Source organism: Nocardia arthritidis NBRC 100137 (assembly GCF_001612765.1).
GTDB lineage: Bacteria > Actinomycetota > Actinomycetes > Mycobacteriales > Mycobacteriaceae > Nocardia > Nocardia arthritidis.
Genome location: NZ_BDBB01000041.1, coordinates 37,202 through 49,266 on the forward strand (window position 1 = coordinate 37,202; position 12,065 = coordinate 49,266).

Genomic DNA, 12,065 nt, shown 5'->3' on the forward strand with positions numbered 1-12,065 from the left:
CCGATCAGGTCGCCTGGCTGACCGACGACATGTGGAAGTCGGGAATCCGCAGGGGCGGCATGGCGGTCCGGGTGAACCAGTCCTTCCATTCGCGCGGCAGCGTGAGTTCGGTCGCTCCCGCCTCGCTCGCCCGCCGGAGCAAATCCAGTGGGCTCTCGTTGAACCGGAAGTTGTTCACCGCGGCGGTGACCTCGCCGTTCTCGACGAGGTACACCCCGTCCCGGGTGAGTCCGGTGAGCAGCAGCGTCGCCGGGTCGACCTCGCGGATGTACCAGAGCGTGGTCAACAGCAGGCCGCGCTCGGTGCGCGCGATCATGTCATCGATCGTGGCCTCCGAACCGCCGGTGAGCAGCAGGTTCTCGCCGGGAACCGTGGTGGGGGCGTCGAACTCGGCAGCGCTGGCGCGCGGATAGATCAGCGCGGAGATCACGCCGTCGCGTAGCCAGTCGACGCGCTCGGCGGCCAAGCCGTTGTCGAACACCGACATCGATTCCGACGACGCGGTCGCCGCCACGAACGGACGGTATTCCAGGCCGGGGGCGTGCGGGTCGGAGTAGAGGGTGAGGGGGATATCGCTCAGGCGCTCGCCGACGCGGGTCCCGCCCGCCCGCGCGAAGGCCGTGTGGCCCTCCTGCGCGCCCCGGCCCTCCATCGACCAGGCCAGATAGATCATCAGGTCGGCGACGGTCGAGGGCGGTAGCAACGTCTCGTAGCGGCCCGCGGGCAACTCGATCCTGCGCTTGGCCCAGTCCAGGCGGCGGGACAGATCCGCGAGCAGGCCGGATACGTCGACGTCGGTGAAGTCCGCGGTGCCGACCCCTACCCACGCGCTGGCCAGATCGGCACCGTCGCCGCGCTTTCCGTTGATCTCCACCGAACCGGTGGGTTGCACGAAGCGGCGGCGGATGCCGGTAGAAGTGCCCAGCCAAGTGGTGTGCATCTGATGGTGGGCGAAGCCGTAGAGCCGGTCGGCGCTGTCGAATCCGGCGGCCAGGCCCTCGGCCAGATCGGTGAACACCTCGATGCCGGTGCCACCCGCCGGGGCGGTCCAGTCGTCGTCGGCGGCGTCCGGCTCGAGCAGCGGCATCGCGTCTCGTGCGGGCTCGGCGCCGCGCGCCGCCGCTTCACCGGCCCGCACCACGGCCTCGATATCGTCGGGATCGACACTGGTCGAGGCGATCGTGCCGACCCGTGCAAGGGTAGGTCCCTCGCGGAAGACCGAGATCACCGCCCAGTGCCGCGACACCGACGACCCGTTGGTGGTCATGGAGTTCCCGGCCCAGCGCAGCGACGCCTCGTGCTCGTCGCGGACGATCACGATCGCCTCGTCGGCGCGCGACAGCGCCAGCGCCCGCTCCACGGTCACGCTCGCGGGGAACAGATCGTCGCTCACTGGCCGGCCTCCGTCCGGGTGTTGAGAATGTTGACGCCGCGCACCAGGATCGACGGGCAGCCGTGGCTGACCGCGGCGACCTGGCCGGGCTGCGCTTTGCCGCAGTTGAACGCGCCCCCGAGCTGCCATGTGGACGGTCCGCCGACGGCTTCCATCGCACCCCAGAACTCGGTGGTGGTGGCCTGGTAGGCGACGTCGCGCACCTGGCCGTCCAGCTTCCCGCCGCGGATGCGGAAGAATCGCTGGCCGGTGAACTGGAAGTTGTAGCGCTGCATATCGATCGACCACGACTTGTCGCCGACGATGTAAAGACCGTCGTCCACCCGCGAGATCAACTCCTCGGTGCTGGTGTCGCGGTCGGGATCGGGTTGCAGCGAGACGTTGGCCATCCGCTGGATCGGCACGTGATGCGCCGAGTCCGCGTACGAGCAGCCGTTGGACCGCCGCAGACCCAGGCGCGGCGCGAAAACCCGGTCCAGTTGATAACCGACCAGGACGCCGTCGCGGACCAGATCCCAGCGCTGCCCCGCGACGCCCTCGTCGTCGTAGCCGACGCTGGCCAGCCCGTGCGGTTGGGTGCGGTCGCCGGTCACGTGCATGATCGGGGTGCCGTAGCGCAGCGACCCGAGCTTGTCCGGCGTGGCGAAGGAGGTGCCCGCGTAGGCGGATTCGTAGCCGATGGCCCGGTCGTACTCGGTGGCGTGACCGACCGATTCGTGAATCGTCAGCCACAGGTTGGTCGGATCGATGACCAGATCGGTCGGCCCGGCCTGCACGCTGGGCGCTTTCACCTTCTCGGCCAGCCACTCCGGGATCCGCGCGAGTTCGCCGTCCCAGTCCCACACACCGTCGGCGCCGGTGACGTATTCCCATCCGCGGCCCACCGGCGCGGCCAGCGTGCGCATCGTCTCGAACACTCCCGCCGAGGCATCCACCGTGATCGCCTCGAGGCTCGGATGCAGCCGCACCCGCTGCTGAGTGATCGACGAGCCCGCGGTGTCGGCGTAGAAGGTCTGCTCCTTGACCTGCAGCACGCTCGCGGTGACGTGGTCCACCCCGTCGGCGTGCGACAGCCGCTCCGAATAATCCTGCAGCAGTGCGAGCTTCTCGCCGGTTGGCACGGCGAACGGGTCGATGTCGTAGGCCGAGACCCAGCGGGCGTCGGCATGACGCGGCTCGTCGGCCAACTCGACGCGCTCGCGGTTGAGCGCCCGCAACGTGGTAGCGACGGTGACCGCGGTACGTGCCACCTCGACGGCGGTGTCGGGGGTCAGCGCGGCGTGCGAGGCGAAACCCCAGGTGCCGTCGACGATCACCCGCACGGCCAAGCCGAGTCCGGTACTGTCGGTGACCGCCTCGACCCGGCCGTCGCGCAAGCGGATCGACTGGGTGACCAGGCGATGCACCCGCAGGTCGGCGTGCTCGGCGCCGGCTGCCGTCGCCGCGGCCAGGGCGGCGTCGGCGAGCGCGGCCAGTGGCAGGTCGAGGAACTCGGCGTCCACGTCTCTGGAAGTCGCGATGCTCACCCGCACCAACCTAGCCGGTGGCGCCGCAGGTGCGTGCGGGCGCGGTGATCACACGCCGTGCGAGAATGCATCGCGTGCCGGTTCGCGCGGAATGCGCCGGTGCCGCAGGGTGAACGGCGCGCGCGACACCCGCACCTCCGGCGTGTTGCTCGCCGGATGCCGTACTGTGCCCGCGTGCCGCCATCCGCCCTTCGTGACCGCAAACGCGAACGTACCCGCCGAGCCATCCTGGAAGCCGCAGCCGAGCTGTTCGAGACCAGAGGCTACGAGGAGACCACGGTGGCCGACATCGCCGCCGCGGCGGACGTCGGCACCCGCACGTTCTTCAACTATTTCGCCAGCAAGGAAGAGCTGCTCTTCCCGGAATCCGACCAGCGGGTGCGCGCCGCTGTGGCGGCCATCGCCAGCCGGCGACCAGGGGAACGGCCGGTGGAGGTCTTGCTGCGCGCGTTGCGCGCCGCCGGTGACAATCCCGGCGAGCATCTCGTCGACGACCTCTATGCCCGGATCGGCGCGCTGCGCGCCCAGGTGTCGCGGACCGTGCCCGCGGTGAGCGGCCGCGCCGCGCACGCCCAGTTGGTCACCCAGCGCGAGATCGCCAGACAGTTGCACAAGGCGTTTCCCGCCGAACTCGACGAGGTCGGCGCCGCCGCTCTGGTCGGCGCGGTCGTCGGCGCGGTGTCGGGTGCGCTGACCGTGCTGTTCCAGCAGCCGGTGGCCGGTGTCGAGGACGCCGAGCGCCTGCAGCGCAGGATTCACGAGACGACCTCGCGGGTGCTGCAACCTTGGCTGGCCACCCAGCGCGCCGAACCGGTGGGCTGATCAGCCGAACTGCTGCCAACCCAGGCGGATCACCATCCCGATCACCACCACCAGCAGCACGACGCGCACGAACTCGGCGCCCTTGCGCAGCGCCATGCGCGCGCCGACCACGGCGCCGAGGACGTTCGCCACGGCCATCCCCGTACCGAGCGCCCAAAGGATGTGCCCGGTCGCCCCGAAGAAGATCAGCGCTCCGATATTGGAGCCGCAGTTGATCACCTTCGCCATGGCGGCGGCCCGCACGAACTCGGTGCCGAGCAGAGTCGCGAAGGTGATGATCAGGAATGTGCCGGTGCCGGGACCGAGCAGCCCGTCGTAGAAGCCGATCAATCCCGCCGCCAGCGCGACCGTGAGCACGATCTTGCGCCGGGTGGGCGGATGAGTGGCCAAGGTGACGCCGATCGACGGACGCAACGTGACGAACACGGCGACGCCGACCAGCACCACCATCACGATCGGGACGAACAGTTCGCGGTCGATCAGCGAGACCGCCGCAGCGCCCACCGCGGCCGCCGCCGCGGCGATCGCCGCCGCGGGCAGCAGCACCCGCCAGCGCATCGGCACCTTGCGCGCGAAGGTCAGCACCGAGGCACTCGTCCCGGCGACCGCGGCGAGCTTGTTGGTGCCCAGCGCGGTCTGCGGCGCGATGCCGGGGGCCACCACGAACAACGTCGGCAACACGATCAGCCCGCCGCCACCCACCACCGCGTCCACCCAGCCCGCGGCCGTCGCCGCCGTCAACAGAACCGCCCAGTCTCCGATCTCCACCCCGGTAGACAACCAGACCCGGGCCTGTCCGGGCGTCCCCGGCTGCCGTCGGTTGCCCGGCCCTGACCGGCTGCGCATCGTCCTGGGAGAGATCGGCGCGCGTGCGGCCGCGATATCGTGCGCGGGCAACCTCGGACGCCCCTCGACCAAATCTCGACGGTCGTGTCGCGCCGGAAGTCGCGCCCACCGTCCGCGGCGGAGCCCGCCGCCGGGCCTGCCTGCGTTCCAGCCGGGCGCACCTAGGCTGAGCGCGTGCGTCGATTCAGTCTGTGGCTCCGAGGCAAGCCCGTCGTGGCCGATTCGGTGCTCGCGGCGGTTTTCGTGCTGCTCGAGATCGTCGGTGTGGGTAACGCGCACAACAAGCTCGCCTACCTGGCGATCGGGGTGCTGCTCCCACTGCCGCTAACCCTGCGGCGGGTGTACCCCCGGGCCATGGCGGCCACCACCTTGGCACTGTCGTTGACGGCGACGCTGGTGGGCTTCCTGTCCGAGGACGACGCCGATCACATCGCGATGCTCTCGCACGGCATCATGCTCTACACCCTGGTCGCCTACGTCGGCCGGCGGGACGGACTGTGGTACGGGCTCGGCCTGGCGGTGGATCTCGCGCTCTCGATCGTGGCGATCGGGAAACCCTCCGGCTCCGACAGCGTGTTCACCGCCATGTTCTACGCCTTGTGCTGGACGTTGGCGGAGTTCATCGGCGCGCGGCACGCCTACGACGCCGAGGTGGCGGCCCGGCTCGCGGTCGCGGACTACGACCGTGAGCGTCGCGCGCACGACGCCGTCGCGGCCGAACGCACCCGCATCGCGCGGGAACTGCACGATGTGGTTGCCCACGCGGTGAGCGTGATCATCGTGCAGGCCGACGGCGCGAGATACGCGCTGCGCCGCGACCCGGACGCTGCCGAACAGGCGCTCTCCACCATCGCGGCCACCGGCCGCGAAGCACTGCGCGAACTGCGCAGAACCGTGGCTCTGCTGCGCACCGAACACGCTCCCGACCAGGTGCCCCAGCACGGCACCGCGGGCATCGCCAAGGTCGTGGAGATGATGCGAGGCACCGGTCTGGCCGTGGAGCTCGAGCTGACCGGGGAACTCGACGACATCGCCCCCGAGGTCAGCCTCGGCGTGCATCGCATCGTGCAGGAATCGCTGACCAATACGCTGCGGCATGCCGGGCCGCACCCGAAGGCGTGGGTGCGGGTCCGCCGCACCGACGCCGACGTGCTGATCGACGTCACCGACACCGGCGGGGTCCCGCTGCACGATGCGGGCACGCGCATCCAGGGCAGCGGGCTCGGTTTGGTCGGGATGCGCGAACGCGTCGCGGTGCTCGGCGGCAGCCTGGAAGCGGGCCGCGACGCCGACGGAGCCTGGCGCGTGCACGCCAGCATCCCGCTGCGACCGGTCGCAGCGGAGTGAGCCAGGCCACCGGATTCGCCCGCGACGTGTAGAGCGCTGCGCCGCATAGGGTTTCGGCCCCAACGGCGCGGTGGGGGCGACCCGTCGCGGCGCAGGCCGAACGGCGCGCCGAAGCGGTCACGTTACATTGGGCGACGTGCCGATCACCGTACTCGTCGTCGATGACCAGGAACTCATGCGGATGGGATTGAAGATGGTGCTCGGCGCGCACCCCGACATCGAAGTGATCGGCGAGGCGGCCAACGGCGCCGCCGCGGTCGCCAGGGCGGCTGAACTGCGCCCCGATGTGGTGCTGATGGACGTGCGGATGCCGGTGGTGGACGGCGTCGTCGCCACCACCCGCATCGTGGAGGCAGGGCACGGCAGCCGGGTGCTGGTCATGACGACCTTCGACCTCGACGAGCACGCGCTCGGCGCGCTTCGGGCAGGGGCGAGCGGATTCCTGTTGAAGGACACCCCGCCGGAGGATCTCGTCTCGGCCATCCGCAGCATCGCCGCCGGTGACGCCGTGGTCTCGCCCAAGGTCACCAAACGTCTGCTGGACCGGCTCATCGCGGAGAACCCGGCGCGGACCCGCGACCCGGGTGTGCTCGACGTGCTCACCGCCCGCGAGCGCGAAGTGCTCGAGCAGATCGCGGCCGGACGCTCCAACGCCGAGATCGCCGAACAGTTGTACCTGTCGGAGGCCACGGTCAAGACACACGTCGGACGGGTGCTGACCAAACTCGGTCTGCGCGACCGGGTTCAGGCGGTCGTACTGGCCTACGAGACGGGGCTGGTGCGGCCGGGCCGCTGATGCGAGGCGGATCTCAGCGCTCTATCAGGCGGATCGGGGAGAAAAAACCAGGTGCGGAACGTTGACCGGGTAGATCGTCCGAAAGGATCGCCATGCCCGCCCTGTTGTTCGTGCTGTACGTCGTCGTCGAAGTCGCCGCCCTGGTCGCGGCCGGTCAGCTGATCGGCGTGCTGCCGACCGTCCTGGTGCTGATCGCCGGATCGGCCGCGGGCATGCTGTTGGTCGGAGCCCAAGGGCGGCGGGTGTTCGAGCAGTTCCGCCGGGCCGCGCGCGGAGAAGTGGCGCCCGGGACCGCCGTGGCCGACGGCGCACTGGTCGCGGCGGGTGGGGTGCTGATGTTCGTGCCCGGCCTGGTCACCTCGCTGTTCGGCCTGCTCCTGCTGCTGCCTCCCACACGAGTCCTGGTGCGACCCTTCGTCCTGGCCTTCGCCGCGCGCCGCTTCCGCAGGCTCGTCGCGGCCGCGCCCTACCGTGGCGTGGTCATCGACGGGGGCGAAGTGGTCGACGGCGCCGTCGTGGGGCAGTGGTACGACGACGGCCAGGGCAACGCACGCCGCGCGATCACCTCGTCCTGAGCGGTGGAGTCGGCCTACCCGGTTCCCTGTGGCGGCGCGAAGGGCTATCGTGGCGCGATGGCCACCGAGCAACTCACCGTAACGGTGAGCGAGGAGCTGGCTGCCGCGGTCAAACGAGCGGCAGCCGCTGCGGGACAGTCGATTTCCGGATTCACGGCCGCGGCGCTGCGGCTGGAGCTGATCGCCGTGGAGGCGGGCTGCCTGCCTCCACCGGCCGCGGGTACCGGCGGTGCGCCGCCGGAATACGCGGAAGTGATGGCGGTGCTGGCGCAGCCGGAGGATCTGGCGCGCCACCCCCTGCTGAACGGCTGACCGAAACCGCCGGATCGGGCATACGGCAGACTGGTGCCTCGTGAGTACCCAGTTGCTGATCGGCGGTCGTTTCTACAGTGCCAGTTCGCCCGACGCCACGGCGATGGCGGTGAGCGACGGCACCGTCGTCTGGCTGGGCGCCGAGCAACCGGGTCGCGCCCTGCACCCGGAGGCCGAGATCGTCGACCTCGACGGCGCCTTCGTCGCGCCCGCGTTCGTCGATCCGCATGTGCACGTCACCGCGCTGGGCCTGAAACTGACCGGGCTCGACCTCTCGGCCACCCGGTCGCTCGAGCACTGCCTGCGGTTGCTGCGCGAGTTCGCCCAGGCACACCCCGACGGCGCGATCCTTGGCGACGGCTGGGACGAGACCACCTGGCCGGAGAGGCGGCCGCCCACCGTCGAGGAGATCGACACGGCGGCGGGTGCGGGCAGGCACGTCTACCTCTCGCGGGTGGACGCGCACTCCGCGGTGGCGTCCTCGGCGTTGCTGGACGCGCTACCCGAACTGCCCGCGACCGACGGATTCACCCGTGGCGAGCCCGTGCGCGCCGCCGCCCATCACACGGTGCGCGCCGCCGCGCTCGCGAATCTCACCCGGGCGCAACGGGATCGAGCGCGCGCCACGGCACTCGACCACGCCGCCGCACACGGTGTCGTCGCGGTCCACGAGTGCGCGGGTCCGGAGATCGCGGGCCGCGCCGACGTACGCGAACTGCTCGAATTCGAACACGGCGTTCAGGTCCGGGCCTATTGGGGCGAGGCGGTGCGCAGCGCCGAGCAAGCCCGCGCCCTGATCGACGAACTCGGGGTGCACGCCCTCGGCGGCGACCTGTTCGTCGACGGGTCCCTCGGATCGCACACCGCATGGCTGCGGGCCCCTTATGCCGACGAATCCGGCTGCGGCCGAAGCTATCTCGACGCCGACGCGATCGCCGCCCACGTCCGCGCCTGCACCGTCGCCGGTATCCAGGCCGGATTCCATGTGATCGGCGACGCCGCCATGGACGCCGTCCTCGCCGGTGTCGAGCGGGTGGTCGCCGAACTCGGCGGCCCGGCGGTCGCGGCGCTCGGACATCGCGTCGAACACGCCGAACTCGTCGACGGCGAGCACATCGCCCGCCTGGCTCGCTGGGGTGTGATCGCCAGTGTGCAACCGGGATTCGACGCCGCGTGGGGTGGTCCGGACGGCATGTACGCCGCGCGGCTGGGCGCCGAGCGCGCCGCGGCGTCGAACCCGTTCGCCGCCATGGCCTCCGCGGGCGTCGCCCTGGCGATCGGCTCCGACGCCCCGGTCACCGCGCTCGATCCGTGGGCGGCGGTGCGTGCCGCGGCCGCTCACCGCACCCCCGGCCACGCCCTGTCCCCACGCGCCGCGTTCGCCGCGGCCACCCGCGGCGCTTGGCGCGCGGGGGGCGTCCGCGACGGAGTGGCCGGCACCCTGGTACCCGGAGCGCCCGCTTCCTTCGCGATCTGGGATACCGGCGAACTCGTCGTCGCCGCGGCCGCCGATTCGGTACAGCGCTGGTCCACCGACCCGCGGTCGCGCGTGCCGGGGTTGCCCGCGCTCGAACCGGACGCACCGCTTCCCACGTGCCTGCGTACCGTGCACCGGGGCGTGACGATCTATGCGCGATGAGCGGACGGCCGCGGAGCCCGCCACGGTTCCCGGCCATTCGGTGACCGGGCTTCGGGTACGTGGACCCGGCCGGGTCTACGTATCTCGCTTTCCCGCCCTCGGCCCCAGGTCGGCCGAACGGCGGACGCCGTATCTCCCGCAGCCGACCGCGGGGCAGCCGCCCTCCGGCGCGGAGCACGCGTGCAGCACATCCACACAAGATGGACTCCGCCGCGCAGAGTCCGTTCGCCGGAGTGCGGTAACCGGGTTTCTCGGGCCTGATCGCCGGGCAACGGGGTACTTGTATTCGGTTACCCGGGGGACCACCGTGGCACTGAGTGTCAGGCTAAATTTGCGGAAGAGCGGCGGTGCGAGCGCGCACGGGACCGCCAGGCAGCGGCCGCACGCGGCCGAGGGGCGTATTCACCCGGCGCGGATTCAGGCCACCGGTTCGCTGGTTCCGGCCGAAAATTGCCGGTTTGTCCGGGGGAGTGCGACCAGGAACCCGGCACCGTGGCGACGGCGGTTAACGATCCGGTGGCGGGTGACGATTCTCAGGTGGATGCCCGATCACTCGGATACGGTCGTGGCTCGCGGCGTTGTGCGCCGTGCCCGGGACGAGCCGGTCGTGCGGCGCGAGATCGCCGGTCCGGCTCGGTCCGGCCGGTGCGCCGAGGGGCACTCGCGCGGGCCGCTTATGGCGGCCTTGACTTTTCGTGTGATGAACGCCATATCAGCTTCCCGGTGGGGATTCGCCGAGCGGCCGTCCTTCGGTGCGTTCGATCCGGCGTCGCGCTGGTCGATACGACGGCGGCCGACGGCTGACCGGCGGTCGCCGGTCCGATGGCGGACAGTGGCCGAATGATGGCGCGAGAGCGAGCGCTCGGGATGATGCGGCAGGTGCCCGCGGTGTTACGCGGGCATCCGGTCACGGCGCGCTCCGTGGCGGCGATTGTCGCGGGACTGCTGCTGTTCGGCAGTTTTCCGCCCAGGCCGTGGTGGTTTCTCGCGCCGCTCGGCATCGCGATGCTCACCCTGGCCGTGCGCGGCGACGGTCGGCTGCGGGCGGGCTTCGGCTACGGATTGCTGACCGGACTGGCGTTTTTCGTGCCGCTGCTGCCCTGGACCGGCATTTACGTCGGGCCGCTGCCGTGGCTGGCGCTGTCCCTCGTCTGCGCGCTGTACCTGGGCGTCTTCGGTCTGCTCGGACGGCTCGTCGGCACGTTGCCCGGCTGGCCGCTGTGGGTGGCATCGGCCTGGACGGCGGCCGAATGGGGCAGATCCAGCTTCCCGTTCGGCGGGTTCCCGTGGGGGCGTTTGGCCTTCGGTCAGGCCGACGGCTGGTTCCTGTCGCTGGCAGCGGTCGGCGGCGCCCCGCTGGTCGGGTTCGCGGTGGCGCTGACCGGAACCGCTACGGCGGCGTTGGTCTCCCTGCTCCAGTCGTCGCTTACCCCCGAAGCCAGGCGCGAAACCGGCGTTGAGGAGACCGGTCCGCCCGGACCGGGCGCGGTGCGCGGGAGAGCGGCCCGACTCGGATACGCCGCTGTGGCTTTCACCCTGCTCGTCATGCCGCTCACCGGTTTGCTGCTCCGATCCGCGCTGCCCGATCCGGACGTGGGCGACCGAACGGTCACGGTCGCGGCGATCCAGGGCAGCGTGCCGCGCCTCGGACTGGACTTCAACGCGCAACGGAGGGCCGTGCTGGACAACCACGTCCGGCGCACCGAAGAACTGGCCGACGAGGTGGCGGCGGGCCGCGCGCCGCGCCCCGATGTGGTGATCTGGCCGGAGAACTCCTCCGACATCGATCCGCTGCGCAACACCGACGCCGCCGCCCTGATCACCGCGGCCTCCGAGCGGATCGGCGCACCCATCCTGGTCGGTGCCGTGCTGATCAACCAGGACCGGACGACCACCAACTCGGTCATGGTGTGGAACGGCGCGGCGGGCCCGGGTGAGCGGCACGACAAGAAGATCATCCAGCCCTTCGGCGAATACCTCCCGATGCGGAGTTTTTTCCGGCTTTTCTCCGAATACGCCGATCGGGCGGGATATTTCGTACCGGGAAATGGTGACGGAGTTGTGCTCGCGGCGGGTATCGACATCGGTGTCGCGACGTGCTATGAAGTGGCTTTCGACCGGTCGTTCGAGGACGCGCTGCGCGCGGGTGCGCAGTTGCTCACCGTGCCGACGAACAACGCGACCTTCGGCGACAGCGAGATGACTTATCAGCAACTGGCCATGTCTCGTATCCGTGCCGTCGAGCACGGCCGGGCGCTGGTCGTCGCGGCCACGTCGGGGGTGAGCGCCATTATCGGCGCCGACGGCGATATCCGGCAGGAAACCGCGTTATTCGTGCCCGCCGCTCTGGTCGCGGAGCTTCCGTTGCGCGACCACACCACTCTCGCAACACGAATAGGGCCTGCCCCGGAGCGGATTTTCGTTATTCTGACGGCTGCCGCCGCGCTGGCCGCGGTCGCTCGGCGGCGAGTTGCGCGCAGGGCACTGCCGATGCCCGGTCTTGTCGGCGAACGCTAGCTTTTTCCCCGCCGACCCGACATTAACCGAACATTCGGTATGTTCTTGCCCCCATAGTCCCGGAAGTGAAGGTGTGTAATTAAGTTGCGCACTGTTCGCCACGCAACATAGGCGATCGCCGGGGTACCATCGAACAGTCTGGTCAGGGCCCGTTTTGCTTCGGATCGCCCTAGTTGAGTCGCAATGTTTGCGGAAATGTAACCAACCAAAGTGGCCTTCTGCCAAGGACGTTGGATGTGACACAAATCCAAAACGTCGGCAATCCGGTTGATGCGACGCTCCGAATCATAGG

10 protein-coding genes are annotated in these 12,065 nt (G+C 70.3%); 7 read left to right on the plus strand and 3 right to left on the minus strand.

Annotated features, from left to right (window positions below; all coding sequences use genetic code 11):
* Nucleotides 1-4: 4 nt before the first annotated feature.
* Both NA8_RS25215 and NA8_RS25220 read right to left on the minus strand, forming a co-directional pair.
* Entirely contained in the window at nucleotides 5-1,381 is a 1,377-nt protein-coding gene (locus NA8_RS25215) for a metallopeptidase TldD-related protein (protein WP_063052869.1), read from the minus strand.
* An 8-nt stretch (nucleotides 1,382-1,389) separates the two neighbouring features.
* Nucleotides 1,390-2,913 carry a TldD/PmbA family protein gene (locus NA8_RS25220; protein ID WP_157106911.1) on the minus strand — a complete coding sequence of 508 codons (1,524 nt, stop codon included), beginning with the start codon at nucleotides 2,911-2,913 and terminating at the stop codon, nucleotides 1,390-1,392.
* A 180-nt stretch (nucleotides 2,914-3,093) separates the two neighbouring features.
* Between NA8_RS25220 and NA8_RS25225 the strand changes: the two genes are divergently transcribed.
* Nucleotides 3,094-3,741, plus strand: coding sequence for a TetR/AcrR family transcriptional regulator (locus NA8_RS25225; protein WP_245660173.1), 648 nt, complete (start codon nucleotides 3,094-3,096; stop codon nucleotides 3,739-3,741).
* Here the strand turns inward: NA8_RS25225 and NA8_RS25230 are convergent, their stop codons facing one another.
* Nucleotides 3,742-4,509: a TSUP family transporter gene (locus tag NA8_RS25230; RefSeq protein WP_063052843.1), complete on the minus strand. Its 768-nt coding sequence runs from the start codon at nucleotides 4,507-4,509 to the stop codon at nucleotides 3,742-3,744.
* A gap of 252 nt (nucleotides 4,510-4,761) precedes the next feature.
* Between NA8_RS25230 and NA8_RS25235 the strand changes: the two genes are divergently transcribed.
* The 6 genes from NA8_RS25235 to lnt all read left to right on the plus strand — a co-directional run bounded on the left by NA8_RS25235 (nucleotide 4,762) and on the right by lnt (nucleotide 11,773).
* Nucleotides 4,762-5,934, plus strand: a complete 1,173-nt coding sequence (locus NA8_RS25235; protein ID WP_063052844.1) for a sensor histidine kinase — start codon at nucleotides 4,762-4,764, stop codon at nucleotides 5,932-5,934.
* Between the two features lie 136 nt (nucleotides 5,935-6,070).
* Complete coding sequence (locus NA8_RS25240; RefSeq protein WP_063052870.1) at nucleotides 6,071-6,730, plus strand: response regulator; 660 nt, start codon at nucleotides 6,071-6,073, stop codon at nucleotides 6,728-6,730.
* A 92-nt stretch (nucleotides 6,731-6,822) separates the two neighbouring features.
* Nucleotides 6,823-7,305: an FxsA family protein gene (locus tag NA8_RS25245; protein WP_063052845.1), complete on the plus strand. Its 483-nt coding sequence runs from the start codon at nucleotides 6,823-6,825 to the stop codon at nucleotides 7,303-7,305.
* A 57-nt stretch (nucleotides 7,306-7,362) separates the two neighbouring features.
* A complete protein-coding gene (locus tag NA8_RS25250) occupies nucleotides 7,363-7,617 on the plus strand; it encodes a ribbon-helix-helix protein, CopG family (RefSeq protein ID WP_063052871.1) in 255 nt (84 codons plus the stop codon).
* 40 nt (nucleotides 7,618-7,657) lie between these two features.
* A complete protein-coding gene (locus NA8_RS25255) occupies nucleotides 7,658-9,256 on the plus strand; it encodes an amidohydrolase (protein WP_063052846.1) in 1,599 nt (532 codons plus the stop codon).
* 867 nt (nucleotides 9,257-10,123) lie between these two features.
* Entirely contained in the window at nucleotides 10,124-11,773 is a 1,650-nt protein-coding gene (gene lnt / locus NA8_RS25260) for an apolipoprotein N-acyltransferase (protein WP_245664002.1), read from the plus strand.
* Nucleotides 11,774-12,065 lie beyond the last annotated feature (292 nt).

Excerpts from the sequence above, each read along its gene's own strand:
- NA8_RS25245 (WP_063052845.1), top strand. The coding sequence starts at position 6,823 with ATGCCCGCCCTGTTGTTCGTGCTGTACGTCGTCGTCGAAGTCGCCGCC.
- NA8_RS25250 (WP_063052871.1), top strand. The coding sequence starts at position 7,363 with ATGGCCACCGAGCAACTCACCGTAACGGTGAGCGAGGAGCTGGCTGCC.
- lnt (WP_245664002.1), top strand. The coding sequence starts at position 10,124 with ATGATGCGGCAGGTGCCCGCGGTGTTACGCGGGCATCCGGTCACGGCG.